Annotated in this window: 28 protein-coding genes; 16 read left to right on the top strand and 12 right to left on the bottom strand. The window is 60.9% G+C overall.

Annotated elements, in window-relative coordinates; all coding sequences use genetic code 11:
- Positions 1-115: 115 nt before the first annotated feature.
- The 10 genes from rpsE to FHX10_RS15170 all read left to right on the top strand — a co-directional run bounded on the left by rpsE (position 116) and on the right by FHX10_RS15170 (position 6,934).
- On the top strand, positions 116-685 hold the full coding sequence (gene rpsE / locus FHX10_RS15125; RefSeq protein WP_003573784.1) for a 30S ribosomal protein S5: 570 nt from the start codon (positions 116-118) through the stop codon (positions 683-685).
- A gap of 14 nt (positions 686-699) precedes the next feature.
- Positions 700-909: a 50S ribosomal protein L30 gene (gene rpmD / locus FHX10_RS15130; protein WP_003547566.1), complete on the top strand. Its 210-nt coding sequence runs from the start codon at positions 700-702 to the stop codon at positions 907-909.
- Between the two features lie 16 nt (positions 910-925).
- Positions 926-1,402, top strand: a complete 477-nt coding sequence (gene rplO / locus FHX10_RS15135; protein WP_029868127.1) for a 50S ribosomal protein L15 — start codon at positions 926-928, stop codon at positions 1,400-1,402.
- 233 nt (positions 1,403-1,635) lie between these two features.
- On the top strand, positions 1,636-2,976 hold the full coding sequence (gene secY / locus FHX10_RS15140) for a preprotein translocase subunit SecY (RefSeq protein WP_029868128.1): 1,341 nt from the start codon (positions 1,636-1,638) through the stop codon (positions 2,974-2,976).
- Entirely contained in the window at positions 2,973-3,623 is a 651-nt protein-coding gene (locus tag FHX10_RS15145; protein WP_029868130.1) for an adenylate kinase, read from the top strand. Before secY ends, FHX10_RS15145 begins: the two co-directional genes overlap by 4 nt.
- Positions 3,624-3,844: 221 nt before the next feature.
- Complete coding sequence (gene rpsM / locus FHX10_RS15150) at positions 3,845-4,213, top strand: 30S ribosomal protein S13 (RefSeq protein ID WP_003573772.1); 369 nt, start codon at positions 3,845-3,847, stop codon at positions 4,211-4,213.
- A gap of 133 nt (positions 4,214-4,346) precedes the next feature.
- Positions 4,347-4,736 carry a 30S ribosomal protein S11 gene (rpsK, locus tag FHX10_RS15155; RefSeq protein ID WP_003547577.1) on the top strand — a complete coding sequence of 130 codons (390 nt, stop codon included), beginning with the start codon at positions 4,347-4,349 and terminating at the stop codon, positions 4,734-4,736.
- A gap of 97 nt (positions 4,737-4,833) precedes the next feature.
- Positions 4,834-5,844, top strand: a complete 1,011-nt coding sequence (locus tag FHX10_RS15160) for a DNA-directed RNA polymerase subunit alpha (RefSeq protein WP_003547579.1) — start codon at positions 4,834-4,836, stop codon at positions 5,842-5,844.
- 123 nt (positions 5,845-5,967) lie between these two features.
- Positions 5,968-6,390: a 50S ribosomal protein L17 gene (rplQ, locus tag FHX10_RS15165; RefSeq protein ID WP_003573769.1), complete on the top strand. Its 423-nt coding sequence runs from the start codon at positions 5,968-5,970 to the stop codon at positions 6,388-6,390.
- A 142-nt stretch (positions 6,391-6,532) separates the two neighbouring features.
- On the top strand, positions 6,533-6,934 hold the full coding sequence (locus FHX10_RS15170; RefSeq protein WP_097623609.1) for a DUF2809 domain-containing protein: 402 nt from the start codon (positions 6,533-6,535) through the stop codon (positions 6,932-6,934).
- 24 nt (positions 6,935-6,958) lie between these two features.
- Here FHX10_RS15170 and msrQ read toward each other — a convergent pair whose 3' ends face one another.
- Positions 6,959-7,615, bottom strand: coding sequence for a protein-methionine-sulfoxide reductase heme-binding subunit MsrQ (msrQ, locus tag FHX10_RS15175; RefSeq protein WP_097623608.1), 657 nt, complete (start codon positions 7,613-7,615; stop codon positions 6,959-6,961).
- Positions 7,615-8,562, bottom strand: a complete 948-nt coding sequence (gene msrP / locus FHX10_RS15180; RefSeq protein ID WP_029868132.1) for a protein-methionine-sulfoxide reductase catalytic subunit MsrP — start codon at positions 8,560-8,562, stop codon at positions 7,615-7,617. The genes msrQ and msrP overlap by 1 nt, the downstream gene beginning before the upstream one ends.
- Positions 8,563-8,895: 333 nt before the next feature.
- Here msrP and ilvD point away from each other — a divergent pair, with 333 nt between their 5' ends.
- A complete protein-coding gene (gene ilvD, locus FHX10_RS15185; protein WP_029868134.1) occupies positions 8,896-10,734 on the top strand; it encodes a dihydroxy-acid dehydratase in 1,839 nt (612 codons plus the stop codon).
- Between the two features lie 58 nt (positions 10,735-10,792).
- Here ilvD and FHX10_RS15190 read toward each other — a convergent pair whose 3' ends face one another.
- Positions 10,793-11,146 carry a lysozyme inhibitor LprI family protein gene (locus FHX10_RS15190; protein ID WP_029868135.1) on the bottom strand — a complete coding sequence of 118 codons (354 nt, stop codon included), beginning with the start codon at positions 11,144-11,146 and terminating at the stop codon, positions 10,793-10,795.
- A gap of 23 nt (positions 11,147-11,169) precedes the next feature.
- On the bottom strand, positions 11,170-11,550 hold the full coding sequence (locus tag FHX10_RS15195; protein ID WP_029868136.1) for a YkvA family protein: 381 nt from the start codon (positions 11,548-11,550) through the stop codon (positions 11,170-11,172).
- A 256-nt stretch (positions 11,551-11,806) separates the two neighbouring features.
- On the opposite strand from FHX10_RS15195, the gene FHX10_RS15200 reads away from it, so the two are divergent.
- Together FHX10_RS15200 and FHX10_RS15205 are read left to right on the top strand one after the other, a co-directional pair.
- Positions 11,807-13,210 carry a DegQ family serine endoprotease gene (locus FHX10_RS15200; RefSeq protein ID WP_029868484.1) on the top strand — a complete coding sequence of 468 codons (1,404 nt, stop codon included), beginning with the start codon at positions 11,807-11,809 and terminating at the stop codon, positions 13,208-13,210.
- Positions 13,207-14,523 (top strand): replication-associated recombination protein A, encoded by a 1,317-nt coding sequence (locus FHX10_RS15205; protein ID WP_063473384.1) that lies wholly within the window; start codon positions 13,207-13,209, stop codon positions 14,521-14,523. Before FHX10_RS15200 ends, FHX10_RS15205 begins: the two co-directional genes overlap by 4 nt.
- 32 nt (positions 14,524-14,555) lie before the next feature.
- Here the strand turns inward: FHX10_RS15205 and FHX10_RS15210 are convergent, their stop codons facing one another.
- From FHX10_RS15210 to FHX10_RS15220, 3 genes are all read right to left on the bottom strand, one after another.
- Entirely contained in the window at positions 14,556-15,230 is a 675-nt protein-coding gene (locus FHX10_RS15210) for a VIT1/CCC1 transporter family protein (protein WP_097545251.1), read from the bottom strand.
- Between the two features lie 254 nt (positions 15,231-15,484).
- Positions 15,485-15,796 carry a DUF1883 domain-containing protein gene (locus FHX10_RS15215; RefSeq protein ID WP_184389591.1) on the bottom strand — a complete coding sequence of 104 codons (312 nt, stop codon included), beginning with the start codon at positions 15,794-15,796 and terminating at the stop codon, positions 15,485-15,487.
- A gap of 101 nt (positions 15,797-15,897) precedes the next feature.
- On the bottom strand, positions 15,898-16,056 hold the full coding sequence (locus FHX10_RS15220; protein WP_155295777.1) for a hypothetical protein: 159 nt from the start codon (positions 16,054-16,056) through the stop codon (positions 15,898-15,900).
- A 185-nt stretch (positions 16,057-16,241) separates the two neighbouring features.
- On the opposite strand from FHX10_RS15220, the gene FHX10_RS15225 reads away from it, so the two are divergent.
- The gene (locus tag FHX10_RS15225) at positions 16,242-17,189 is read left to right on the top strand and encodes an alpha/beta fold hydrolase (protein ID WP_097623607.1); all 948 of its coding nucleotides are present in this window, start codon (positions 16,242-16,244) and stop codon (positions 17,187-17,189) included.
- Positions 17,190-17,233: 44 nt separating this feature from the next.
- On the opposite strand, the gene FHX10_RS15230 is transcribed toward FHX10_RS15225, so the two are convergent.
- On the bottom strand, positions 17,234-18,238 hold the full coding sequence (locus FHX10_RS15230) for a ketopantoate reductase family protein (protein ID WP_097545248.1): 1,005 nt from the start codon (positions 18,236-18,238) through the stop codon (positions 17,234-17,236).
- Positions 18,239-18,393: 155 nt separating this feature from the next.
- On the bottom strand, positions 18,394-19,245 hold the full coding sequence (locus FHX10_RS15235; RefSeq protein WP_097545247.1) for an oxidoreductase: 852 nt from the start codon (positions 19,243-19,245) through the stop codon (positions 18,394-18,396).
- 125 nt (positions 19,246-19,370) lie between these two features.
- Here FHX10_RS15235 and FHX10_RS15240 point away from each other — a divergent pair, with 125 nt between their 5' ends.
- The gene (locus tag FHX10_RS15240; RefSeq protein WP_047619884.1) at positions 19,371-20,258 is read left to right on the top strand and encodes a LysR family transcriptional regulator; all 888 of its coding nucleotides are present in this window, start codon (positions 19,371-19,373) and stop codon (positions 20,256-20,258) included.
- Between the two features lie 92 nt (positions 20,259-20,350).
- Entirely contained in the window at positions 20,351-21,394 is a 1,044-nt protein-coding gene (locus FHX10_RS15245) for an alpha/beta hydrolase (protein WP_047619886.1), read from the top strand.
- 50 nt (positions 21,395-21,444) lie between these two features.
- Here FHX10_RS15245 and FHX10_RS15250 read toward each other — a convergent pair whose 3' ends face one another.
- From FHX10_RS15250 to FHX10_RS15260, 3 genes are all read right to left on the bottom strand, one after another.
- The gene (locus FHX10_RS15250; RefSeq protein ID WP_047619888.1) at positions 21,445-22,068 is read right to left on the bottom strand and encodes a carboxymuconolactone decarboxylase family protein; all 624 of its coding nucleotides are present in this window, start codon (positions 22,066-22,068) and stop codon (positions 21,445-21,447) included.
- Positions 22,069-22,131: 63 nt separating this feature from the next.
- A complete protein-coding gene (locus FHX10_RS15255; protein ID WP_184389593.1) occupies positions 22,132-23,661 on the bottom strand; it encodes a PAS-domain containing protein in 1,530 nt (509 codons plus the stop codon).
- A 163-nt stretch (positions 23,662-23,824) separates the two neighbouring features.
- Entirely contained in the window at positions 23,825-25,837 is a 2,013-nt protein-coding gene (locus FHX10_RS15260; RefSeq protein WP_097545246.1) for a helix-turn-helix domain-containing protein, read from the bottom strand.
- Positions 25,838-25,932 lie beyond the last annotated feature (95 nt).

Below are 25,932 nucleotides of genomic sequence, written 5' to 3' on the forward strand. Positions count from 1 at the left end.
CGCTTTCAGCGCCGGCCGGATTTTCGCCGGACCGCAGGCACTTCCCGAAAGGGGAGGCTGATGCGGTCCACATGTGTTTGCCGATTGCACCCGGAAAAGAAAAAGGAAGAGGACAATGGCACAGGAAAGAAGGCCGCAGCGGGAAGACCGCCAGAGCCGTGAAGAGCGCGATAGCGAATTCGTCGACAAGCTGGTCGCGATCAACCGCGTCGCCAAGGTCGTCAAGGGCGGCCGTCGTTTTGGTTTCGCAGCACTCGTCGTCGTCGGCGACCAGAAGGGCCGCGTCGGCTTCGGCCATGGCAAGGCACGTGAAGTGCCGGAAGCCATCCGCAAGGCAACCGAAGCCGCCAAGCGCGAACTGATCTTCGTACCGCTGCGTGACGGCCGTACGCTGCATCACGACGTCCATGGCCGCCATGGCGCCGGCAAGGTTCTGCTGCGTTCGGCCAAGGTCGGTACCGGCATCATCGCCGGCGGTCCGATGCGCGCCGTATTCGAAACGCTCGGCATGCACGACGTCGTCGCCAAGTCGACCGGTTCGTCGAACCCCTACAACATGGTTCGCGCCACCTTCGACGCTCTGAAGCACCAGGTTCACCCGAAGGACATCGCAGCTCAGCGCGGCATCAAGTATGCAACGCTGCAGGCTCGTCGTAGCGCCTCCGGCAACGCCTCTGAAGAATAAGAGGAGTTTGACAGATGGCCAAGGCTACCAAGAAAGCTGAAGCGAAGACTGTCACGATCGAACAGATCGGCAGCCCGATTCGCCGTCCGGATGTTCAGCAGCGCACGCTGATCGGTCTCGGACTGAACAAGATGCACCGTCGCCGCACGCTGGAGGATACTCCTTCGGTTCGTGGCATGATCCGTGCTGTCCAGCATCTCGTTCGCGTCGTCGACGAGAAGTGAGACGGAGGAAACGCTCATGAAACTGAATGAAATCAAGGACAACGAAGGCTCGACCCACAGCCGCAAGCGTCTCGGCCGCGGTATCGGCTCGGGCTCGGGTAAGACCGGTGGTCGCGGCGTGAAGGGTCAGAAGTCCCGCTCGGGCGTCGCCATCAACGGCTTCGAAGGTGGCCAGATGCCGATCTATCGTCGCCTGCCGAAGCGCGGCTTCAACAACATTTTCGCTTCCGATTTTGTTGTCGTGTCGCTCGGCCGTATCCAGGCGGCAATCGACGCCGGCAAGCTCGACGCCAAGGCGACCGTTGATGCCGCTGCCCTCAAGGCCGCTGGCGTCATCCGTCGCCCCAAGGACGGCGTTCGCGTTCTCGCCGATGGCGAGCTCAAGGCCAAGGTGACGATCGTCGTTGCAGGCGCCTCCAAGCCTGCCGTCGAGAAGATCGAAAAGGCCGGCGGCACCGTGACGCTGCTTTCGGCTCCGGCTGCTGCCGAATAATAATCTGATGATATATCGCCCGGGGTGCTTCACACCGGGCGATTTTGCTCCCATATGTGGGCCTCACAAAAACTTGGCTGGCGCGCCCGCGTCATACCGGTAAGACTAAAACGAGGGTGAGGCATGGGGTTGCATTGCAATCCGTTCTGAACCCGGTTTTGAATAATTTTCATACTGATTCCGGGGCCGGCCTATCCCCCAGAGACGCCGGAATTGGTAGCGCGGAGAAACGCATGGCTTCTGCAGCGGAACAATTGGCATCCAACCTCAATTTTTCGACCTTTGCCAAAGCCGAGGATTTGAAGAAGCGCTTGTGGTTCACACTGGCAGCTCTCCTCGTCTACAGGCTCGGCACCCATATTCCGCTTCCGGGCCTCAATCCCGAAGCCTATGCCCAGGCTTTCCGCGGCCAGGCAGGCGGCATTCTCGGCCTTTTCAACATGTTCTCGGGCGGCGCCGTTCAGCGCATGGCGATCTTCGCGCTCGGCATCATGCCCTATATCTCTGCTTCGATCATCGTGCAGCTCATGACCTCGGTCGTGCCGGCGCTCGAAAACCTCAAGAAGGAGGGCGAGCAGGGCCGCAAGATCATCAACCAGTATACCCGCTACGGCACCGTCATCCTCGGCGCGCTGCAGGCCTACGGCATTGCCGCCGGTCTTGAGAGCGGCCAGGGCCTCGTCGTCGATCCGGGCTGGTTCTTCCGTGTTTCCACCGTTCTGACGCTGCTCGGCGGCACGATGTTCCTGATGTGGCTCGGCGAGCAGATCACCTCGCGCGGCATCGGCAACGGCATCTCGCTGATCATCTTCGCCGGCATCGCCGCCGGTCTCCCGACGGCCCTTGCCGGCACGCTCGAGCTCGGCCGCACCGGCGCGCTGTCGACCTTCCTCATCCTGCTCGTCATCATTGTGGCGATCGGCGTCATCGGCGTGATCGTTTTCGTCGAGCGTGCGCAGCGCCGGCTGCTGATTCAGTATCCGAAGCGCCAGGTCGGCAACCGCATGTTCCAGGGCGATACCTCGCACCTGCCGCTGAAGCTCAACACCTCGGGCGTCATCCCGGCGATCTTCGCCTCCTCGCTGCTGCTGCTGCCGGCAACGCTTGCGGGCTTTGCCAACACCACGGCTATGCCCTCCTGGGCGACGTCGATCGTCGCGGCGCTGGGCCACGGCCAGCCGCTCTACATGGTGCTCTACGCGGCGCTGATCGCCTTCTTCGCCTTCTTCTACACGGCCATCGTCTTCAATCCGAAGGACACGGCCGACAATCTGAAGAAGCATGGCGGCTTCATTCCCGGCATCCGTCCGGGCGAGCGCACTGCCGAATATATCGACTACGTGCTGACCCGCATCACGGTGATCGGCGCGATCTATCTCGTCTTCGTCTGCATCCTTCCGGAGATCTTGGTGTCGCAAACCGGCATCCCATTATCCCTTGGTGGGACTTCGCTTTTGATCGTGGTTAGCGTAACTCTTGATACGGTTGCACAGATCCAGGGTCACCTGATCGCGCAGCAATACGAAGGCCTGATCAAGAAATCGAAGTTGCGTGGAGGAAAGAGGGGGCGATGAGACTTATCCTTTTGGGGCCGCCGGGCGCGGGTAAGGGAACCCAGGCCCAGCGGATCGTGGAAAAGCACGGCATTCCGCAGCTTTCCACGGGAGACATGCTGCGTGCAGCGGTCAACGCCGGTACGGATGTCGGCAAGCGCGCCAAGGCGGTCATGGACGCCGGCAAACTCGTCTCGGATGAGATCGTCATCGCCATCGTTTCCGAGCGAATCGATCAACCCGATTGCGCCAATGGCTTCATTCTTGACGGTTTCCCGCGGACGCTCGTCCAGGCGGATGCCACCGAGGCGATGCTGAGGGCAAAGGGTCTCGGCCTGTCCGTCGTCATCGAATTCCGTGTCGATGATGCCGAACTGATCCGCCGTGTCGCCGGTCGTTATTCCTGCGCGCAGTGCGGCAGCGTCTATCACGATAGCGATAAGGTTCCGGCTGCCGAAGGCGTGTGCGACAAGTGCGGTTCGACGCACTTCAAGCGCCGTCCCGATGACAATCCGGAGACCATGACGGCTCGGCTGCAGGTCTACTACAAGGAAACCTCGCCGCTGATCGGTTATTACCATGCCAAGGGCAAACTCAAGTCCGTGGACGGCATGGCGGACATCGATCAGGTGACTGCCGAGGTCGAAAGCATTCTTTCCAAGCTTTAAGGCTTTGAAAATAAACTTGGCGGAACGGTTGCTTTTCAGCAGTGATTCCGCTAAACACCGCGCCAACTCGCGACATTCCATGCGATCGGCGCGGATTTCCCAGGGAAGTCCGGGTGCGGTCGTTTTGACATGTTACGGACGTAAATCTGAACGGGCGGTTCTAAAGACCGCATAACGAAGCCCACTTGCCGGATGGCAACTGGAATGCAAGGAGAACAGGCGTGGCACGTATCGCTGGCGTCAACATCCCGACTGCGAAGCGCGTTGTTATTGCGCTGACCTACATTCACGGGATCGGTCCGAAATTCGCACAGGAAATCGTCGAGAAGGTCGGTATCCCGGCTGAACGTCGTGTGCATCAGCTGACGGACGCAGAAGTCCTTCAGATCCGCGAAGCCATTGACCGCGACTATCAGGTCGAAGGCGATCTTCGTCGCGATACCGCGATGAACATCAAGCGCCTGATGGACCTCGGCTGCTACCGCGGCCTGCGTCATCGCCGCGGCCTTCCGGTCCGCGGCCAGCGCACGCACACCAATGCCCGCACCCGCAAGGGCCCGGCAAAGGCAATCGCTGGTAAGAAGAAGTAATTTCCGGGAAACCGGGGTAGGGAGGCTGGCGGTCTGCGCCGGCCTCTTTTGAGTTTGGAGCGGGACCATATAGGCGCCGTTCCGGTGTAGCCGCTGGCATTACGGCGGTGAAGAGATCAACGAAAGGAATACCATGGCTAAGGAAGCCGTCCGCGTTCGCCGTCGCGAGCGCAAGAATATCTCGTCGGGTGTCGCTCACGTCAACTCGACCTTCAACAACACGATGATCACCATCACCGACGCGCAGGGCAATGCGATCGCATGGTCGTCGGCTGGCGCAAAGGGCTTCAAGGGCTCGCGCAAGTCGACCCCGTTCGCCGCCCAGATCGCTGCCGAAGACTGCGCCAAGAAGGCCCAGGAACACGGCATGAAGTCGCTGGAAGTCGAAGTCTGCGGTCCGGGTTCGGGTCGTGAATCGGCTCTGCGCGCGCTCCAGGCTGCAGGTTTCATGATCACGTCCATCCGCGACGTGACCCCGATCCCGCACAATGGCTGCCGTCCGCGCAAGAAGCGCCGCGTCTGATCATCGCTCTCGTCACCGGTGAGCGCCTGCGCGCTCCCGGTGGTTTTCAAGCTCGGTTGCCACGATTGGATGGTGGCAACGAACGGAAGGCAAACTCATGATTCAGAAGAACTGGCAGGAACTGATCAAGCCGAACAAGGTGGAGTTCTCCTCGAGCTCGCGCACCAGGGCGACGCTCGTTGCCGAACCGCTGGAGCGCGGCTTCGGCCTCACCCTCGGCAACGCGCTGCGTCGCGTTCTGCTCTCCTCGCTGCGCGGTGCTGCCGTCACGGCGGTGCAGATCGACGGCGTGCTGCATGAATTCTCCTCGATTCCAGGCGTCCGCGAAGACGTGACGGACATCGTGCTCAACATCAAGGAAATCGCCATCAAGATGGATGGCGACGACGCAAAGCGCATGGTCGTGCGCAAGCAGGGCCCGGGCGTTGTTACGGCTGGCGACATTCAGACGGTCGGCGATATCGAAATCCTCAACCCCGAGCATGTCATCTGCACGCTCGACGAGGGCGCCGAAATCCGCATGGAGTTCACCGTCAACAACGGCAAGGGCTACGTTCCGGCCGAGCGCAATCGTGCGGAAGATGCTCCGATCGGTCTCATCCCGGTCGACAGCCTCTACTCGCCGGTCAAGAAGGTGTCCTACAAGGTTGAAAATACCCGCGAAGGACAGGTTCTCGACTACGACAAGCTGAACATGACCATCGAAACCGATGGCTCGATCACCGGCGAAGACGCCGTCGCTTTTGCGGCGCGCATTCTCCAGGATCAGCTTGGCGTCTTCGTCAACTTCGACGAGCCGCAGAAGGAAACCGAAGAGGAAGCAGTCACCGAACTCGCTTTCAACCCGGCTCTCCTCAAGAAGGTAGACGAACTCGAACTGTCGGTCCGTTCGGCAAACTGCCTGAAGAACGACAACATCGTCTACATCGGCGACCTCATTCAGAAGACCGAAGCAGAAATGCTCCGCACGCCGAATTTTGGTCGCAAGTCGCTGAACGAAATCAAGGAAGTTCTCGCTTCCATGGGCCTGCACCTCGGCATGGAAGTGCCGGCATGGCCGCCCGAGAACATCGAAGATCTCGCCAAGCGTTACGAAGACCAATACTGAGAAAACAAAAGGCAGGCTCTTTCGGCTGCCTTTCCCCGTCAAACAGCAGGCCGATCGCCTGCATGTGCCAGGAAACGGCAGGCCCATTTAGCGTAAGGGCACCTGCATTAAAGGAGAATAGCAATGCGCCATGGTAAAGCCGGCCGCAAGCTGAATAGAACTGCAAGCCACCGCAAGGCGATGTTCGCCAACATGGCGGCTTCGCTGATTACCCACGAGCAGATCGTCACGACCCTGCCGAAGGCCAAGGAAATCCGTCCGATCGTCGAGAAGCTCGTCACGCTCGGCAAGCGCGGCGACCTGCATGCTCGCCGCCAGGCGATCTCGCAGATCCGCGATGCTGCCGTCGTTTCGAAGCTCTTCGACACGATCGCAACGCGTTACGCCACCCGCAACGGCGGCTACCTGCGCATCATGAAGGCCGGCTTCCGCCAGGGCGACAATGCCGCCATGGCCGTTGTCGAATTCGTTGATCGCGACACCTTCGCCAAGGGCGCAGCCGACAAGGCCCGCGTCGCTGCCGAAGAACAGGCCGTCGCCGCTTAATCTTCCGTTTCGGCGGAAACAAAACAGCCGGGCTGCAAAGCCCGGCTGTTTTTGTTTGTGCGCCGGCGGACAGCCTTTGCTTGATCATTCGATATCTGCACCTCGGCCGTCCAACCGGCGGAAATTGAGATAGGACAGGTCATTGCGCGCAATTATTCAAACTCGCTCTCGAGCGCAGTTCCTGCGTCTCGCAGCCCTGCTTCTTGTCATCGCTCTCGGGCTGGCGCTCCGGCGCTTTGGCTATGCGGCCGATCTGCCCTTCGTCGTCGTCAAATATGGCGGATCGGCGCTCTGGGGCGCGATGGTCTATCTGCTGGTGTCGCTCATAGCCGCAAGGTCCCGGCGGGCAGTCATCGCCGTCATAGCGTTGCTCATCGCGATCTCCGTGGAACTGTTCCGGCTCTATCACACGCCCTGGCTCGACGCCTTTCGGCTGACCACGGCAGGCACCCTGCTGCTGGGCCGGATATTCTCGCTTTGGAATATGCTGGCCTATGCCATCGGCATTGCTACGGCCTGCACCCTCGATCCCGCACGTCGGTGAAGCTTCTCGCCGGTCGTTTGCGCCTCACGAAGCCGAGGCCATTGCGCGATTGCGCGTCCGTCCCTGGCCCTTTTTCCTGTTGCGCGCGATCGGCCGGTAGGAGCGGTAGAGGATGAGCGCGATGATCAGCCCGACATAGATATATTGCTCGAGGTCGAGGATCTTGGTCGAGAGCGCGAAATGCAGCGCTCCGCTGGCGGCGATGATGTAGATCAGGCGATGCAGCCAGATCCAGTTCTTGCCGAGGCGGCGGATCGAGAAATTATTGGATGTCAGCGCCAGCGGAATGAGCATGGCAAGGGCTGCCATGCCGAACATGATGAAGGGGCGCTTCAGCACGTCGTTGATGACGGCAGAGATATCCATGGCCTGGTCGAGCACCATGTAGACGGTGAAATGCATTAGCGCGTAGTAGAAGGTCAGCAGGCCCAGCGCGCGGCGATAGCGCAGATAATTCCAGCCGAAGAGCTCGCGGGCCGGGGACACGGCAAGTGTTGCGATCAGGAAGCGGATCGTCCAGATGCCGAGGAAGAGCTCGAAGGTCTTGACTGGATCGGCGCCGAGCTGATCGGTCGCGCCGAGATAGAAAGTCCAGGCCGCAGGCACCAGCCCGACGACGTAGAGCAGCCAGACGGAGGCGGGTTGCCAGCGCTTGGGGATGGCGAGCGACAGTTCCGCCATCAGAAATTCGCCTTCAGATCCATGCCGGCATAAAGACCCGCCACCTCGTCGGCATAGCCGTTGAAGGGCAGGGTGGGATGGCGGCTCGCACCGAAGAAGCCGCTTTCGCCGATGCGCCGCTCGCTCGCCTGGCTCCAGCGCGGATGATCGACATCAGGGTTGACGTTGGCGTAGAAGCCGTATTCCTGCGGATTGGTCACCTGCCAGGTATTCTTAGGCTGCTGGTCGGTGAGCGTGATCTTGACGATCGATTTGATGCCCTTGAAACCGTATTTCCACGGCACGACGAGGCGGATCGGCGCGCCGTTCTGGTTCGGCAGCGTTTCGCCATAGAGCCCGACGGCAAGCAGCGTCAGCGGATGGCGCGCTTCGTCGAGGCGCAAACCTTCGACATAGGGCCAGTCGAGCGACTGGAAGAAGCCCTTCTGCCCCGGCATTTCTTCCGGCCGCACGACGGTTTCGAAGGCGACGTATTTGGCGCTGCCGAGCGGTTCCACCTTGTCGAGCAGCGATGCCAGCGGAAAACCGTCCCACGGGATGACCATTGACCAGGCCTCGACGCAGCGCATCCGGTAGGTTCGTTCCTCGATCGGGAATTCCTTCATCAGCGCCTCGATGTCGAAGGTGCCGGGCTTGTTGACCATGCCGTCGACCTTGACCGTCCAGGGCAGCGGCTTGAAATCGCCGGAAAGAGCTGCGGGATCGCCCTTGTCGAGGCCGAACTCATAGAAGTTGTTGTAGGTCGTGACATCCTTGATCGGCGTCGGCTTCTCGTCGACCTTATACTTGCTCTGGACGGCGGAAAGCGCCGCAGCACTCGCCTTGCCGGCGCTGTAGAGCGCCACGGCGCCAAGCGCTGCCGCGCCGAGGAATTCACGACGCCGCACATAGATCTGGCGCGGTGTTATCTCCGATGACGCGATCTTCGGTGGGCGATAGCTTGGCATGGCGAAACCTCCTGGGCGGATCTGTGAAATATAGTCTTAAACGAACCACCCGCACACTCGGATGAGTGTCTAAGCCTTGAATATTACCGACGGGAAGCCAATTTTTTGTGTTCGGCGGTGATGGAATAGGCTGTAACGAAACATCGCGCCGAACCGTATATGATCGATGGGCTTGTGGCGCTTGGCCGATGGCGTACCGGATTTGAGCTTCCAGGTAGTGACAGCCCCCGTCGATTGGATTAGGACAATTCCAAAAAGCAGCGTTTGCCCGGCCTGCAGGCTCCATGCCGCCCCGCTTTGCCTGATAATTCCGCCACGTTGAGGAAGACACCGATGCCAGCTTACCGTTCCAGAACCACGACCCATGGCCGCAACATGGCGGGCGCCCGCGGCCTTTGGCGCGCCACGGGCATGAAGGATTCGGATTTCGGCAAGCCGATCATCGCGGTGGTGAATTCCTTCACCCAGTTCGTGCCCGGCCACGTGCACCTGAAGGACCTCGGCCAGCTGGTCGCCCGCGAGATCGAAGCGGCCGGTGGTGTCGCCAAGGAATTCAACACGATCGCCGTCGATGACGGTATCGCCATGGGCCATGACGGCATGCTCTATTCGCTGCCCTCGCGTGAGCTCATCGCCGACAGCGTCGAATATATGGTCAATGCCCATTGCGCCGACGCCATGGTCTGCATCTCCAACTGCGACAAGATCACTCCCGGCATGCTGATGGCGTCGCTGCGCCTCAACATTCCCACAGTCTTCGTCTCCGGCGGTCCGATGGAAGCCGGCAAGGTCGTGCTGCACGGCAAGACGCATGCGCTCGACCTCGTTGATGCCATGGTCGCCGCGGCCGACGACAAGATCAGCGACGAAGACGTCCAGACCATCGAACGCTCGGCCTGTCCGACTTGCGGCTCTTGCTCCGGCATGTTCACCGCCAATTCGATGAACTGCCTGACGGAAGCGCTCGGCCTGTCGTTGCCCGGCAACGGCTCGACGCTCGCCACCCACGCCGACCGCAAGCGGCTCTTCGTCGAGGCCGGCCATCTGATCGTCGATCTCGCCCGCCGCTATTACGAGCAGGACGACGTCAAGGCGCTGCCGCGCACCATCGCTTCCAAGCAGGCTTTCGAGAATGCCATGGCGCTCGACATCGCCATGGGCGGCTCGACCAATACGGTCCTGCACATCCTTGCCGCCGCCCATGAAGGCGAGGTCGATTTCACCATGACCGATATCGACGCGCTGTCGCGCCGCGTGCCGTGCCTGTCGAAGGTCGCGCCCGCCAAGAGCGATGTGCATATGGAAGACGTCCACCGCGCCGGCGGCATCATGTCGATCCTCGGCGAGCTCGACAAGGGCGGTCTCTTGAACCGCGATTGCCCGACCGTCCATGCCGAGACGCTGGGCGATGCGATCGATCGCTGGGATATCACCCGCACCAACAGCGAAACTGTCCGCAAATTCTATCGCGCCGCTCCGGGCGGCATCCCGACCCAGGTCGCCTTCAGCCAGGAGGCCCGCTGGGACGAGCTCGACACCGATCGCCAGAACGGCGTCATCCGTTCGGTCGAACATCCCTTCTCGAAAGATGGTGGCCTCGCCGTGCTCAAGGGCAACCTTGCGATCGACGGCTGCATCGTCAAGACGGCCGGCGTCGATGAATCGATCCTGAAATTCTCCGGCCCCGCCCGCGTCTTCGAAAGCCAGGATGCCTCCGTCAAGGCGATCCTTTCCAACGAGGTCAAATCAGGCGACGTCGTCGTCATCCGCTATGAAGGCCCGAAGGGCGGCCCCGGCATGCAGGAAATGCTCTATCCAACGAGCTATCTGAAGTCGAGGGGCCTCGGCAAGGCCTGCGCCCTCATCACCGACGGCCGCTTCTCCGGCGGCACCTCCGGCCTGTCGATCGGCCATGTCTCACCGGAAGCGGCCAATGGCGGCATCATCGGCCTGGTGCGTGAAGGCGACATGATCGACATCGACATCCCCAACCGTACGATCAGCCTGCGCGTCAGCGAAACCGAACTTGCCGCCCGCCGCGCCGATCAGGACGCCAAGGGTTGGTACCCGGTCGAAGTCCGCAAGCGCAACGTCACGACCGCGTTGAAGGCCTACGCCGCCTTCGCAACGAGCGCCGATCGCGGCGCCGTGCGCGATCTGAACGCCCGTTGAGGCATCTCAACCGATTACCTGCTGATTAAAAGTCAGCGGCTCTACCAACCGGTCGCTTTCACAGCGGCCGGTTGATGTTTTTATAGGTCTCGCCGAGTTGCTTCAGCCGCTCGTCATAAGCAGCCTTGATGCAGGTCGCATCTGCCCCGCATTCCTGCCGTTTCTTCAGCCAGGCCGTCTGTTCGTCCTGCAGCGTGCCGCGCGAGCCCATCGCCAGCAGGCCGGAGAGCAGATCGAAGGTCGTCACCATCTGCACGTCGGCATCGTTGAGCGCGCGGTTGTCGCAGATCGCCTTTTCATCCGGCTTCAATTCTTTCGCGTCGCAATCGAAACTGGCCGCCTGTGCCACGGGCGATGCGAGGAGCAGGGTCGCAAAGCCGAAGGCTGCCGTCATCATTCTTGTCATCATCATGCATATGTTCCCGTTGGTGCCGTTCAGGCGAGCCTGCTGAGTGCCAGAGCCAGGAAGATGATGCAGGCGAGCCAGACGGCAAGGATGAAGATCATTCCGAGACGACTGGAGGGGCGCTCGATGCGCTTGGCCGCCTCCGTGCGGAGCTCGATCATCACCTCCACCGGCACGAGCCGGATAGCCAGCATGATGCCGAGCGGCACGATCAGGAGATCGTCGAGATAGCCGAGCACGGGAATGAAATCGGGGATGAGATCGATCGGCGACAGCGCGTAGGCGGCAACAGTGCCGGCCACCGTTTTGGCATGCCAGGGCACGCGTGGATCGCGAGCGGCAAACCAAAGGGCCACGATGTCACGCTTCAGTGACTTCGCCCAGAGTTTGGCTTTCGATATCAGTTGCATGGCCAATCTTCCTGAATCAAATTCACAATGACTTCAACCGGTTTCCGAGGCGTCCTCTTGCCTTATTCTTCCATGCTTCCGCCCTCTTTCCTTTCTAGCGTCGGGCCGCAGAACGGGACGATTTTAGGCCGGCCGGCCTAAAATCTGAATCCTGTTCGCAATTAAATAGTTAGAGCATGATGTCGTCCGAAAACCGCTCACATTTTTCGGCATCATGCTCTAAAACGTTCCTCAAGAGGATTCAAAAGGGATACCCATGCAAGGCCTGTTCAAGCGCGCGTCCGTCTCGCTCTTCGCTCTCATGCTCATTCTGCCGGCCGCGGCCGATGCGCAGACTGCAAAGACCGTCCCCGAGAGCCAGATGCAGATGCAGCTCTCCTTCGCGCCGCTCGTCAAACAAACGTCAGGCGCCGTCGTCAATGTCTATGCGGAAAAGATCGTCCAGCGGCAGTCGCCCTTTGCCGGCGATCCTTTCTTCGAGCAGTTTTTCGGCCAGCAGATGCCGAACCGTTCGGAAAAGCAGTCCTCGCTTGGTTCCGGCGTCATCGTTGAGGCGAACGGCACTGTCGTCACCAACAATCACGTCGTCGAAGGCGCCGACGACATCAAGATCGCGCTGTCGGATGGCCGCGAATTCCCTTGCAAGGTGGTGCTGCGCGACGACCGCGTCGATCTTGCCGTCCTGAGGATCGATACCAAGGAAAGCTTCCCGACATTGCCGATCGGCAATTCCGATTCGGTCGAGGTCGGCGATCTCGTGCTGGCGATCGGCAACCCCTTCGGCGTCGGCCAGACGGTGACGAGCGGTATCGTCTCGGCACTGGCCCGCAACCAGGTGGTCAGGAACGAGTTCGGCTTCTTCATCCAGACCGATGCCTCGATCAATCCCGGCAATTCCGGCGGCGCCTTGATGAACATGAAGGGCGAGCTGATCGGCATCAATACGGCGATCTTCTCCCGCGGCGGCGGCTCGAACGGTATCGGCTTCGCCATCCCCGCCAATCTCGTCAAGGTCTTCCTCGCCTCGGCCGATGCCGGCGTCAAATCCTTCGAGCGGCCCTATGTCGGCGCCAGTTTCGATGCCGTGACCTCTGAGGTGGCTGAAGCGCTCGGGCTGAACAAGGCGCGCGGCGCGCTCGTCGTCAAGGTCTCGGAAGGCGGGCCGGCGGCCAAGGCCGGGCTGAAGGCCGGGGAAATCGTCACCGCCGTCGACGGCATTTCTGTCGAACATCCCGATGCACTGCTCTACCGGCTGACGACGGCCGGTCTCGGCAAATCGGTCAAGCTCACCGTCGTCGAGAACGGCCGCGAGGAGCAATTGCCGCTGACGCTCGACCGCGCCCCGGAGACCTCGCCGCGCGACCAGCGCACGATCGGCGGCCACACGCCGTTTACCGGCGCCGTCGTCGAGAACCTGTCGCCGCGGGTTGCCGACGAGTTGCGCATGCCGCCGGAATCGGCAGGCGTCGTCGTCTCCGAGGTGAAAGAGGATTCGCCTGCCGCCCGTTTGGGCTTCGAGCCGAAGGATATCATCGTCTCGATCAACGGCACGGATGTGAAGTCGACCAGCGAACTGTCCGAGATCGCCGATAGCGACCCCGGCCTCTGGCGAGTGGAAATCGAGCGCGACGGCCAGCGCATCCGGCAGTTTTTCCGATGAGCAACGATCTCTTCGCGCCGCGTGTTCCGGAGGAGGTCGCCGCCAGGCGGCCGCTTGCCGACCGGCTGCGGCCGAAGACGCTTGCCGATGTCACCGGTCAGGAACACCTGACCGGTGAGGATGGCGTGCTGAAAAGGATGATCGAAAGCGGCTCGCTCGGCTCGATGATCTTTTGGGGGCCGCCAGGCACCGGCAAGACGACGGTGGCGCGGCTGCTTTCGGGCGAGGCCGGGCTGGCCTTCGAGCAGATATCGGCGATCTTTTCCGGCGTCGCCGATCTGAAGAAGGTGTTCGAGACAGCCCGCCTGCGGCGCATGGACGGCCGTCAGACGCTGCTCTTCGTCGATGAGATCCATCGTTTCAATCGTGCCCAGCAGGACAGTTTCCTGCCGGTCATGGAGGACGGCACCGTCATCCTCGTCGGCGCCACCACCGAGAACCCGTCCTTCGAGCTCAACGCCGCTCTCTTGTCGCGGGCCCGTGTCCTCACCTTCAAGTCGCATGACGAGGAGAGCCTGGAGGAACTGCTGAAGCGCGCCGAGGCGATCGAGCAGAAGCCGCTGCCGCTGACCGAGGAGGCGCGCGCCAGCCTGATCCGCATGGCCGACGGTGATGGCCGGGCGGTGCTGACGCTCGCCGAAGAGGTCTGGCGCGCCGCGCGCGAGGGCGAGAGCTTCGATACCGAGGGCCTGACGCGCATCGTCCAGCGCCGTGCCCCAGTCTACGACAAGGCGCAGGACGGGCACTACAATCTGATCTCGGCGCTGCATAAATCCGTGCGCGGCTCGGATCCCGATGCCGCGCTCTATTATCTCGCCCGCATGTTCGATGCCGGCGAAGACCCGCTCTATCTCGGCCGGCGGCTGGTGCGCATGGCGGTGGAGGATATCGGTCTTGCCGATCCGCAGGCGCTGGTGATCTGCAATGCCGCCAAGGATGCCTACGATTATCTCGGCTCGCCGGAAGGCGAACTGGCGCTGGCGCAAGCCTGCATCTATCTCGCCACCGCGCCGAAGTCGAATGCCGTCTACACCGCCTTCAAGGCGGCCAGCCAGGCGGCAAAACAGAACGGTTCGCTGCTGCCGCCGAAACATATCCTCAATGCGCCGACCAAGCTGATGAAGGGCGAAGGTTACGGCGAGGGCTATCGTTACGATCACGACGAGCCGGATGCCTTTTCCGGTCAAGATTATTTCCCGGAGAAGATGGGCCGCCAGACCTTCTACGATCCGCCGGAGCGCGGATTCGAGCGCGACATCCGCAAGCGGCTGGAATGGTGGGCGAAACTTCGCAAGGAGCGCAATCCGCGCTGACGGGTTTATGCCTGTTGGGTTGGCGAAGGGGCTCACCCGCCAAGAGCGATCGCTATTGCAACCAGAAGCAACCCGAGAGAAGTCATCGTCATCCCTGCGCGAAAAGGCCTGCCTCCCGAAAATCTCGCCCACGCATAGCCCGTCACAAACAGCAGCATGATGAGAAACAGGTTGCTGACTCTCAGAGCTAGGTGCGCGCTGTCGATGAGAAGGAAAGGGGTCACTGCCGGAATGGAGGTGATGGAGACCAGAAAGAAGACCGCGATGGCGGCACAGAGATCACCTTTCGATAGGGACACCGTCACAGGATCGGCCCGAGATGCAAGCGTCAGGAGTGATCGATAGAGCGTGTCCGCGTCCCCGGCCTTTGCAGAAAACGGTGCTTCTTCGATCGGGAATTCTTTCGCGAGCATCTCAAGCGCCGCAGCTTCGCTTCTGGCGGCTTTAATTTGCCGAAAAAGGCGCAGCCGTCTGCTCTTGTAAAACGTCGTACCCAGAATGAACAACACGGCATCAATGATCCCCCAAGCGACGTTGCATCCGATTGTTGCGACGATCAACTCGTGGACATCTAACCCTTCATCCTCAAAAACGAGCCTTGAACCTACCGTAAATGTTAGCGCCATGATCAATCCGAAAAGGACCTCACCGAGCGCATCGCCGGGATCGATGATATTGGTGATACGACCGATCGGGCTCGAAGTCATGGACTGCCCCCAGGTGATGAAGATCATGGCCCGCTGTTCCTCACTCTCTAGCAGAGCATGAATGAGGAGCCGACTTGCAACTGGCGGCGCGGGGTAAGCCTCGCGACCACAGAACTGTGACCGACGTCGCGGTCTGATTCATTGATCGCAATCAACGATCGGCAGGATTGGGCGTCTCGTGATCACGGTTTTTCGACAGAGCAGCTTCAGCGCTTGCTTTTGCGCGTCCGAAAGATGCGTGGGTGCTGTAAAATTCAGGAGGGCCGCGGCATCTTCTGATTTGCGGGCGCCGCGATCACCTTGACGGCGGATTCCGCAAGCCCGTGATGGCCCTCCATGTCGACGACGACATGCCAGTGGCCGCTTTCCGGCACGGCGATCCTGATCGGCGATTTGCGCGCTACGCCGCCGATATATTTGAAATCGAGAACCTCGGTGAACCGCTGAAAATTCGGTGACGTCATCAGCCGGACATTGTTCACCGCATTCAACGACACCTCGATGACCGATCCGGCGCGTTGTTCCTTGAGATCGTAATGGGTGAAGCGGAAATTCGGTTTCGGCATCGGTCTCGCGGCGTCTGAAGTCTCTGCGCCAGGATTTTACCAGCATGCCGGTTAAGGAAAAGTTGGAATTGGCCTTTCAGCTCACGTCTTCGCGCTCCGCCTCAGAGCCAGCCGAAAATGACGTAGAGCTCGACACAGGCGAGCACCACGCCGAAGACGATGAACGCCTGGGCGGTGCGCCTCTCGCGCATCTGCCGGCTGCCGCGCGTGATCCTGTAGGGGCGAAGAGGCCGGAAACCGGAGGACATGAGATTTCGCATGGCTTTTTGACCTTTGCAGTGATGGCGAAAGGCTACTGCCGCTTGCGATAGGAAATCCATTCGGAGAGAGGGGCGAAAATGTAGAAATGGCATAAAGGCCGATGGCAGAAATTTCGAAGCGCGGTGTCGGAAACGCATGATCGCCGCCGTCCTTGCGATATCGAAGCAAACATGGGAGCAAGGACATGTCGAAGATGACGCTGATTTCGATGATCGCAACGGCTGCCGCATTCCTGGCCGCACCCGATATGTCAGGTGCTGAAAGTGGAAGGCCTGTCATCGAGGACAATAAGGCCGTAGCGCCGATGGTCAGGAAGGGAAGCGTGCCGGTCAACGGCATCGATTATTACTACGAGATCCGCGGGGAGGGCGAACCGTTGCTGCTCCTTCACGGCGGCCTCGGGCAGATCGAGATGTTCGCGCCGGTCATGCCCATCTTCACCGACCACCGCCAGGTGATCGCCGTCGACCTGCAGGGCCATGGCCGCACGCCGCTCGGCAAGCGGCCGATCGAGCTTCCGGCGATCGGCGCCGATCTCGCGATCCTGGTGAAGCAGCTCGGTTACGACAAACTCGACGTCTTCGGTTATTCCTTTGGCGGCGGGGTGGCGCTGAACATGGCGGCGAACGCGCCCGACCAGGTGCGCCGGCTGGTGATACTCTCTGCACCCTATGCGCAGAACGGCTTCTTCCCGGAGATGCTGCCGCAGCAGGCGGCCGTCGGCGCCGGCATGGCCGAGATGATGAAGGACACGCCGATGTTCCTCTCCTACAAGGCGGTGGCGCCTGATGTTTCTGAATTTCCGAAGCTGCTCGACGCCATGGGCGCGCTGATGCGTGAACCCGCCGACTACAGCGATGCGGTCGCGAAGCTCACCATGCCGGTCATGCTGATCTATGGCGATGCCGACATGATCCGCCCCGAGCATATGGTCGACTTCTATCACAAGCTCGGCGGCGGTCTGCGCGATGCGGGCTGGATGCGGGAAAACATGTCGAAGAACCGGCTGGCGATCCTGCCCGATCTCACCCATTACGAGACCTTCGCCTCTCCCCTCATGGCGAATATGGCAATGACCTTCCTCGATGGCGGCGGCAAGGCGCCGAATTGGGCCGAGCAGGTCGGAAAGTAAGTCAAGGCGGCCGGGTTTCTCCCGGCCTTTCCTTTTCTCCGCAGTCAGCGGTCGCGCTGGTTTTCCCGATCCAATTGTGTCACCAGCGCCAGGATCGTTTCCGAGACTGGGGTCGGAACGGCACTCAGGCGTCCGAGCGCCACCACCATGCCGACCAGCGGCGTGATTTCGAGCGCCTTGCCGCCGATCAGATCCTGCAGCATCGATGTGCGCACGGCGCCGATATGGCGCGATTGCTCGAGCCGCTGCTCGACGGTCATGCTGAAACGCGCGCCCAAGGCCTCGCCGACGGCGCGGACCTCGTTCATCACCTTGCCGACTGTGGTCGAAAGTGCCGGATCCGCCATGATGTCGGTCATCAGCGCCCTGGTCAGCGCGCTGATCGGGTTGAAGGCGGTATTGCCCATCAGCTTGCTCCAGATCTCGTCACGGATAACAGCCGTCGTCGTGATGTTGAGGCCGGCGTCGGTCAGCACCGCGGCGATCGCCTTGAGATCGGCCGACATCTCGCCTGAGGGCTCGCCGAGCACGAAGCGGCCGTTGTTGGCAAGCTGGATCTCGCCGGGATAGATGACCTCTGCCCCTTGATAAGCGACGCAGCCGATCACCCGTTCCGGCCCGATCAGTCGCCAAAGCCTGCCGCCGGGATCGAGCTCGTCGAACTGCAGCTCGGCATGCCGGCTCTGGATATCGCGGTGAAAATACCACCACGGAATGCCGTTGAGGATCATGACGACGCGGGTGCCTTCCTTGAGGAGGCCTGCAATACCTTCGGCAGCGGGTGCCAGCTGATGCCCCTTGAGGCCGGTGATGACGAGATCCTGCGGCGGCAATGTCCTGGGATCGTCGGTTGCGGTGAGGCGGACATTGAGCGGCCTTTCCGCACCGGCTTCGCGCAGGCTGAGACCATTGTCGCGGATGGCGTCGAGATGGGCTCCACGCACGACGACGGAGATGATGGCGTCGTTTTCGGCGTGGCTTGCAAGCTTGACGGCGATAGCGCCGCCGAGCGCCCCGGCGCCATAGATGCAGATGGACTTGATGGACATGCTCGCCTCTTCATGGTGGTGATCGAACCTAGATCTAGGCCATTCCATACGCGAGGCGAACGCTAATTTGCCGCATGCTGCACTTTCCTGCACTCACGGCGCGCAGCCGCCGCATCCCGGAGATTCGGGAGGCAACGGCTGCCCCACCTTGGTCTTCAGGCCGAGCCCGTTGCCTCGCTTGGAAAATCCGTGGACAAAGCGAGCTGGCGCCAGGCGGCAAGTTCCTTTTCGACGCTGGCGTGCTGATCCTCGATGACGGCCACCGTATCGCTGCCGAACGGCATGCGCAGCGGCGGATTGGGCGAATTGGCGAGCGTCATGATGCCGGCGGCAAGCTTGGCGGGATCGCCGGGCTGGGTATGGTTGGCATCAACAGCGAAGCTGCGCATGTTGCCGGCCGGCGTGCCTTCGTAATCGGCGATGGAGGCCGGGCTGACCGCCAGCGACGTGTCGGCGAGGAAGTCGGTGCGGAAGAAGCCAGGCTCGACGATCGTCACCTTGATGCCTAAAGGTTCGAGTTCGGCGGCCATCGATTCGGACAAGCCTTCGACGGCGAACTTCGTCGAGCCGTAGACGCCCCAGCCGGGATAGCCGAAATAACCGCCAATTGAGGAAAAGTTCAGGATGTGGCCGGAGCGCTGGCGGCGCATATGGGGCAGCACTGCGCGCGTCACCTTCAGCAGACCGAAGACGTTGGTGGCATAGAGCCTCTCGATCTCTTCGGCCGTGGCTTCCTCGACAGCGCCAAGCAGGCCGTAGCCGGCATTGTTGGCGAGAATATCGATGCGGCCGAAGCGGGCGATGCCGGCAGCCGCAGCCTCTTTCGCCTGCGCCTCGTTGGTGACGTCGAGGGCGACGGCAAGCAGGTTCGGGTGGTCGCCCAACTGCTCGGTCACGGTCTTCGGGTTGCGGGCGGTGGCGATGACGGCATCGCCTGATGCGAGGGCTTCTTTGGTCATCAGCGCGCCGAAGCCGCGAGATGCACCAGTGATGAACCAGACTTTCATGACGAATTCCTTTCGAACTATTCGGTTGGCGGTGGCATCTCTGTGCCGACGAGGTGAATTTGACTGAAAATTCGTTGCTGTATAAGATTTGTTATTCTTGAAACTATGATGAGCTTATTTCAGCAATGCGCGCCACCGAACTGTCCGAACTCGCGGCTTTCGCCGCCGTCGCGCGGCACAAGAGCTTTCGCAAGGCAGGCGAGGAGCGGGGCGTCACTGCTTCCGCGGTCAGCCATGCCGTGCTCAATCTCGAAGACCGGATCGGCATCCGCCTGCTCAACCGCACGACGCGCAGCGTCTCGCTGACGGAGGCCGGCGAACTGTTGATCTCGCATCTTGACCCGGCCTTCGGCGAGATGGCGGCAGCGCTCGATGCGCTGAACCGCTACCGAGACACGCCCTTCGGCAAGGTGCGGATCAACGTGCCGAATTCGATCGGCCCCTTCGTCATCGGCCGCATCATCGGTCCGCTGTTGACAAAGAACCCCAATTTGCAGCTGGAGATCAACGCGACAGACAGGCTGGTCGATATCGTCGAGGAGGGGTTTGATGCCGGCATCCGCTTCGGCGAGCGCGTCACCGAGGGCATGATCGCGCTGCGCATCAAGCCGCGCATCCGCCTGGTCGTCGTCGGTTCGCCCGCCTATTTCGAGACCCGGCCGAAACCGGCGACACCGCATGAGCTCAAGCGCCATCTCTGCATCCAGAACATGTTTCCATCAGGTGCGCGCTATGCCTGGGAGTTCGAGAAGGATGGCCAGACCGTGAGCTTTCAGCCGACCGGGCCGCTGTCGCTCGACGATCACGAGCTGATGATGCAGGCAGCACTTAGCGGCGTTGGCCTTGCCTATATCTGGGAGCCGCGCGTGGAGAAGGCGGTCGCCGGCGGCGAACTGATCCAGGTGCTGGACGACTGGTGTCAGCCGGAGGAACCGCTCTATCTCTACTATCCGAGCCGCCGCCATATGTCGGCGGGTTTCAGGGCTGTTATCGACGCGATAAGAGCGGAGTAAAAAAGGTCGGGATTGGCATCCGTCACCCTTTTGACTCCCATGGGCGAACTGGCCAATGATGCTGCCGTGACCCGCATCATCGGGAGAGGTTGATGAACAATCGGATTTTGTCTGCCGGTAATCGAAGGCTCGCAAGGCGGCTCGGATGTCTGTTGCCTGCGCTTACTGCGATGGCGTTGCTGGCATCCGGCGTGTCTGCGCAGGACATTGGGCCGCAAAGCCAGGCCTCGCGTGAGCAGGTCGAAAAACTCGTCAGCCTTTGGAAGAAACACTTTGCCGGCGCCGACAGCCTGCAGCAGCGGCGGACGGCCTTCAGAACGCTGATGGAGACGACGCCGGGACCGACGCGCATCCAGGTCCGGCAGGTCGATGCCGACGGCGTCGATGCCGAACTGATGTGGCCCGCCCGACTTCATCACCCGATCGGCCAAAGGGTGATCCTCTATATCCATGGCGGCGGCTTTTCCAGCGGCTCCATCCGCACGCACAGCCTGATTGCCGGCTCGCTCGCCAAGGCCGCATCGAGCGACGTTCTTCTCGTCGATTATCGGCTGATGCCTGAATATGGCTATCCCGCGCAGATCAACGACGCGCTGACCGCCTATCGCTGGCTTCTCGACAACGGCTATCGGAGCGAGAACATCATCGTCGCCGGAGACGGCGCCGGCGGCAATATCGCGATCGAGACGGTGCTGCGGCAGATGCAGGTCGCAAAGCCGTTGCCGGCGGCTGTGATTGCGCTCAGCCCCATTACCGATCTTGCCGCGACGGGCGGATCGATGACATCGAATGCCGAAAGCGATCCGCTGGTCGGCAAGGACTGGATCGAGACCTTGCGCAAGACCTATCTCCGCACCCGGTCTCCGACCGATCCTCAGGCCTCGCCGCTCTATGCCGACATGACCGGCTTTCCGCCGCTGCTGCTGCAGGTCGGTTCCGGCGAAGTCCTGCTGGACGATACGCTGCGGCTCGCCGACAAGGCGCGCCAAGCGGGAGTGGACGTCACCACCGAGGTCTGGCCGGGAATGCCGCATCAATGGCAGCTGTTTCCCTCGCTGCTCGACGATGCCGACCGATCGAGCCAGAACATCGCCGAATTTGCGATCCGGCATTTTGCGGACAAACCACAGGAGTAGGGCCGCAGGGGAACAGGGGGCCGCAGGAGCAGGCGCCCTCGGTCATCGCATCATTGCGATGTGCCACGAGACGGTGAGGGCGCCAGAGGCCGCTCCACCTCCCGGCCGACGCTGAGTGTCTTTCGCACATTCGGCTCCAGCCGCTCGATATAGGCGTGGTCGGGTGCAGCGCCCAGCGCATCCAGCATTTTCGAGAAGAAACACCGGGCCGCGGCCGCAGCCGTGACGTCGAAGACATCGGCATCGCTCAGTCCGTGTTTTTTCAGCCCGTCTATATCCTGCTGGGTGACCGACGTCGCATCGCGCGCCACTTTGGCGGCAAAGGCCATGATCGCGCGTTCGCCGGCATCGATCGGCGCCTTCTCCGTCTCGTTGACAACTGCCGTGAGCCCGTCGCTGGTGAAACCCTCGCGCAGCAGCACCGAGCCGTGCGCCAGCATGCAATAGGAGGATTTCAGCTCCTTGGCTGCCGCCAGCGTCACCAGTTCATAGCGCCTGAGGCTCATATGGCTGCGAATGCTCGAAAGCAGCGCCGCCCAGCTCTCCATCACCTCCGGCCGGTGGCCGAAGGCCCGGTACATGTTCGGCAGATATCCATAATTCGCCTCGGCCGACGCATACATCGACGTCGTCTTCTCGCTGGCGGATGCATTGGGGGTGTGAATGAAAGCCATGGCGTGATCCTCCTCTATTGCGAGAAGGATAGGGTAGATATGGCGGACAGCAATCCTGAAACGTCAGGCCGCGTCATTGGTCGCGGAAGCGTTACCGCTTCTCTTGATGGGAAGGGTTACGGTGAATGTCGACCCGCATCCTTTTGCGCTTCGAACCTCTATCGAGCCGTTATGCAGCTCGACGATCTGCTTCACCAGATTGAGGCCGATACCCGTTCCGGCAATCCCGATCGACGTCCGGGCACGAAAATAGCGCTGGAACAGCCGGGGCACGTCTTCCGGATCGATCCCCACACCGTCATCGCTGACCGAAACTTTGACGTTTCCTGTCTCTGCCCATGCCGTGACGCGAATTTCGGAGGTTCCAGGCGCGTATTTGACGGCATTGGAAAGCAGGTTGGTAAAGACCTGTGCCAAAGTGCGGGGATCGCCATCGATGAACTCGGGAAGCCCATCTATGTCCAAAACAAAGCTGTGCGTCTTTGCGATCGTCGACTGCCGCTCGCAGCAGGTTCTTATCAATGATCTTAATGCGCAAGCGGTGTAGCTGATATCGATCTTGCCGGTATCGAGGCGTCCGGCCGACAGGATGCTCTCCATGAGATCGACAATCCGGTTCACCGATGCGCGGATCTGATCGACCTTGTCGCTGAGAAATTCGGGTTCGACCGCCCCTCGTTTACGCAGCAGCCGCTGGGCAGCGGCGTCGATGATGGCAAGCGGGGTCCTGAATTCATGCGATGCCATCGCCACGAACTGCCGCTGCAATTCGTTGATGTTCCGCTCCTGCGTGAGCATGCGTTCTAGTTCCCGCGCTTGCCGCTCGACTTCCGCCGTACGACTCTTCACCGTCGCTTCGAGCTGATCGTGATGCCGGCGCAGCTCTTCGGCAAGGCGCACGGTCTTGGTGACGTCTTCATGGGTGGCGACGTATCCACCGTTTTGCATCGGATTGTGGGTGATCTTGATAACCCGCCCATCGGTGAGCACGATGTTCTGGCTGGCTACCGCACCGCGGGCCGTCGCTTCGAAAACGACATCAAAATAGGTAGCGGTATCGGCCGGGCCATTTCCCTCCCGGCTGCGATAGGCCAGGATATCCACGAGTGGCGTCCCCGGTTGCGTCAGCAGGTCCGGCAGATTGTACATCCGCGCATAGGAGGGGTTGCACAATATCAGGTTCTTGACGGAATCGAACATGCACAGCCCATGCGGCATGTTGCTGAGGGCTGCGTCGAACCGGCGATGTTGTTCGGCCAGGCTGTCTTCGACGCGAATGAGCGTCGAGATGTCTTCATAGCTGAGGATCCAGCCTCCATCCTTCGATGGCGCGCAGGTCAATGAGATCATCCGTCCGTCGGAAAGTACGAACTGAGACGTATGCGGTTTGCCGATCGCCGATCGCCGGGATGCCACCGCACGGCAGTCGGCGCCCAACAATCCGTCGATAGCCATTCCCTTGCGGATGGCGCCTTCCGGAAGGCCGAGAATATCAAGCGTGCGGGAATTGAACGCCGTTACCGCACTGGCAGGATCGAGCAGGACAATGCCCTGAGGCAGGCTCTCCAGAATGGATTCAAACGAGTGTGGCATCCTCCGGTCCTGCTTCAGATCTGGTGCGTTGCACGTCTGCGTAGCATTGGTCAGAAACGATAAAGTTTCGCTAATGTCTGTCGGTGGGAACTGCTCGACGGAAAGCTGGGGGAATACGGCTCTCCGGCATTCTTCTATCTTTCTCAGATAGGCGAACCAGCGTTCAGGGGGAAGTTGCTTTGCGTCTGCCTGCAGGCCGCGGCGAACCGTAGGTCGACTTCAGGTGGAACGCCAGGCTGAGCAACAGATAGTCATCCTTGTTGTCGATGTCCTTGCCCATCAACAACTGCGCCCGCTGCAGCCTTTGATAGAGGGTGTTGGTGTGTATGCCGAGGCAGGCCGCTGCCTTGGACGCTGATTTTCCGCTCTCGATGTAGGTTTCCAGGGTCCTGAGAAGGGCGTCGCCGTTTGCTTCCTTCTCGAAGGGAGCGAGTATCTGATCGGCGAATTCGAGGATATCAGCCGCGGATTGTTTGCGCAGCAGTCTGTCGATGCCGGTCTCGCTGTGCATGAGGATGCCCGCCCGATGCCGCATGCTCATGAGATGCGCGGCCTCGACAGCCTGTGCGGCGCCTTCCGGATAAGGATGGGGTGCGCTTTGAATGAGGCTCGCCCCGCAGCACCATCCCTCAGCTACCGCCTGGTCTCCGATGGATGCCAGATTCGTCCGCAGGGCCTCCTCGGTGGCAGCGCAAAACAGCAGGAAGACGCCTTCATCGGTATAGAATGACAGCTGGTTGCGGATCGTCGCCGCCTTCAACGCCTGCTGCAGCGTTCTCTGCAGGAACAGGCTCTGGTTCTGGGCGCTCCCTTGCTCATGCCTGATAAAGATGATCTGGCAGTACTTCCTGATCTGGAAGCCGAACCGGACGGCGCCACCCGATGTGGCCTGATCATCCTTTCCTAAAACCTCGAAGTGCTTCCGTTTCCTGCTGTTGAGGATATCGTCGTGTGAGGCGCTGCGGACAATTTCGAGCGCGACGAAAGCGGAAACCACGCCGAGGATCGCCGCGCAATAGCCTGCATTGTCGCCGCGCTCGGAACGAAAGGTTCCGACGACGTCGTCGGCGACACGGACGGGATGCACGAATATGCTTTCTCGCTGGCGCAGGCCACCGTCGAGGAGTGCGGCCGGCACGTCCTTCGTCGTCTTCGGCTCCTTCCATCCCTTGGAGCCGAACGTCGTTCCAAAAATATCGGCATAGTGGAAATCGATGCCGTAATGGGTCGCGATCTCGTCCAGATGTTCGCCGAGCGGCCGATGGTGCGTGAAGATGGACAGGATGTCGTCATGGGCCGAGAGCGAGCGCGCCAGCTCTGCGTTGCGCCTTTCGATCTCCAGCCGCATCCGGTTGATGCTTTCATTCGACCGAACGGCCTGCTCGTAGGCCTGCGACTTCTTGTAGGCGATGGCAAGCTGCGTCGCCACGGCCGCAAGCAGGCCTACGCTGAATGCGCCATAGGCGGAGCCCTGCCGAAACGACATGACGGTCAGCGTTCCCAGCGTCGTCGTGTCGGTCCTGATGGGAACGCAGATGAGGCTGTGAGAGAGACGCTGTTCGGATAGGAAGCGAACGTTTGGCGCACGCAGATTCGCATGGGCATCTCTGATATCGGCGGCCGAGTTCAGCAGGACGGGTGTTCCGGTCGAGAAGACGCTGCCGGAGATCGATTCCTGAGGCTTGATGCGATAATTGTAATAATCGTCGTCGAAGCCGACTTGTGACACCGGAATGAGGAGACCTGAGGCCTCGTCGTAAAGTCTCAGGACGCCCGCGTCGCTCTCGGCTATCACGCTCAGCGTCTGCTCGAGCGCGTTTACGTTGATCTCGTTCGGATCGAGGGAGTCGAGGACATTGCGATTGATGGCGTTCATGGCCTGGACGGCGCGGTTCTGAAAGCGGATGACTGTGCTGAGTACGATCTCCTGCAGGTGCGCAAGGGCGATTTCAGCGTGGGCACCGGGTATTCGCACCTCGCAGATGGCCCCGGCAAAATAGGAAATATCGGCGATCAATATGGCGTCGTCGCCGTCGCGGTGATGGCTGAATCCGATCGCAGGTTCCGGCGCGTCGGTCTCCGAAACCATGGGCCGGCCCGTAACCCGCCGCCAGCTGATGCGAGGTCGATCCGGCAGGCGCAAAAGCGAAGCCTCGATTTCGTCCATGATCGTCATGTTGGCAACCTTGTGTCTTTTCACATAAATAAACCGAGCATGATGTGTGTTTCAACATCCAAAAGCGACTGCTCACATATTAAGCATGTTTTATA

The organism is Rhizobium sp. BK591, from assembly GCF_014195045.1.
Classification (GTDB): domain Bacteria; phylum Pseudomonadota; class Alphaproteobacteria; order Rhizobiales; family Rhizobiaceae; genus Rhizobium; species Rhizobium anhuiense.

Excerpts from the sequence above, each read along its gene's own strand:
- FHX10_RS15220 (WP_155295777.1), bottom strand. The coding sequence starts at position 16,056 with ATGCGAAATCTCATGTCCTCCGGTTTCCGGCCTCTTCGCCCCTACAGG.
- ilvD (WP_029868134.1), top strand. The coding sequence starts at position 8,896 with ATGCCAGCTTACCGTTCCAGAACCACGACCCATGGCCGCAACATGGCG.
- FHX10_RS15225 (WP_097623607.1), top strand. The coding sequence starts at position 16,242 with ATGTCGAAGATGACGCTGATTTCGATGATCGCAACGGCTGCCGCATTC.
- rpsE (WP_003573784.1), top strand. The coding sequence starts at position 116 with ATGGCACAGGAAAGAAGGCCGCAGCGGGAAGACCGCCAGAGCCGTGAA.
- rpmD (WP_003547566.1), top strand. The coding sequence starts at position 700 with ATGGCCAAGGCTACCAAGAAAGCTGAAGCGAAGACTGTCACGATCGAA.
- FHX10_RS15260 (WP_097545246.1), bottom strand. The coding sequence starts at position 25,837 with ATGACGATCATGGACGAAATCGAGGCTTCGCTTTTGCGCCTGCCGGAT.
- FHX10_RS15205 (WP_063473384.1), top strand. The coding sequence starts at position 13,207 with ATGAGCAACGATCTCTTCGCGCCGCGTGTTCCGGAGGAGGTCGCCGCC.
- msrP (WP_029868132.1), bottom strand. The coding sequence starts at position 8,562 with ATGCCAAGCTATCGCCCACCGAAGATCGCGTCATCGGAGATAACACCG.
- FHX10_RS15200 (WP_029868484.1), top strand. The coding sequence starts at position 11,807 with ATGCAAGGCCTGTTCAAGCGCGCGTCCGTCTCGCTCTTCGCTCTCATG.
- FHX10_RS15240 (WP_047619884.1), top strand. The coding sequence starts at position 19,371 with ATGCGCGCCACCGAACTGTCCGAACTCGCGGCTTTCGCCGCCGTCGCG.
- secY (WP_029868128.1), top strand. The coding sequence starts at position 1,636 with ATGGCTTCTGCAGCGGAACAATTGGCATCCAACCTCAATTTTTCGACC.
- FHX10_RS15210 (WP_097545251.1), bottom strand. The coding sequence starts at position 15,230 with ATGACTTCGAGCCCGATCGGTCGTATCACCAATATCATCGATCCCGGC.
- rplO (WP_029868127.1), top strand. The coding sequence starts at position 926 with ATGAAACTGAATGAAATCAAGGACAACGAAGGCTCGACCCACAGCCGC.
- FHX10_RS15250 (WP_047619888.1), bottom strand. The coding sequence starts at position 22,068 with ATGGCTTTCATTCACACCCCCAATGCATCCGCCAGCGAGAAGACGACG.
- FHX10_RS15195 (WP_029868136.1), bottom strand. The coding sequence starts at position 11,550 with ATGCAACTGATATCGAAAGCCAAACTCTGGGCGAAGTCACTGAAGCGT.
- rpsK (WP_003547577.1), top strand. The coding sequence starts at position 4,347 with ATGGCTAAGGAAGCCGTCCGCGTTCGCCGTCGCGAGCGCAAGAATATC.
- FHX10_RS15230 (WP_097545248.1), bottom strand. The coding sequence starts at position 18,238 with ATGTCCATCAAGTCCATCTGCATCTATGGCGCCGGGGCGCTCGGCGGC.
- FHX10_RS15235 (WP_097545247.1), bottom strand. The coding sequence starts at position 19,245 with ATGAAAGTCTGGTTCATCACTGGTGCATCTCGCGGCTTCGGCGCGCTG.
- FHX10_RS15190 (WP_029868135.1), bottom strand. The coding sequence starts at position 11,146 with ATGATGATGACAAGAATGATGACGGCAGCCTTCGGCTTTGCGACCCTG.
- FHX10_RS15245 (WP_047619886.1), top strand. The coding sequence starts at position 20,351 with ATGAACAATCGGATTTTGTCTGCCGGTAATCGAAGGCTCGCAAGGCGG.
- FHX10_RS15255 (WP_184389593.1), bottom strand. The coding sequence starts at position 23,661 with ATGCCACACTCGTTTGAATCCATTCTGGAGAGCCTGCCTCAGGGCATT.
- FHX10_RS15160 (WP_003547579.1), top strand. The coding sequence starts at position 4,834 with ATGATTCAGAAGAACTGGCAGGAACTGATCAAGCCGAACAAGGTGGAG.
- FHX10_RS15215 (WP_184389591.1), bottom strand. The coding sequence starts at position 15,796 with ATGCCGAAACCGAATTTCCGCTTCACCCATTACGATCTCAAGGAACAA.
- msrQ (WP_097623608.1), bottom strand. The coding sequence starts at position 7,615 with ATGGCGGAACTGTCGCTCGCCATCCCCAAGCGCTGGCAACCCGCCTCC.
- FHX10_RS15145 (WP_029868130.1), top strand. The coding sequence starts at position 2,973 with ATGAGACTTATCCTTTTGGGGCCGCCGGGCGCGGGTAAGGGAACCCAG.
- rplQ (WP_003573769.1), top strand. The coding sequence starts at position 5,968 with ATGCGCCATGGTAAAGCCGGCCGCAAGCTGAATAGAACTGCAAGCCAC.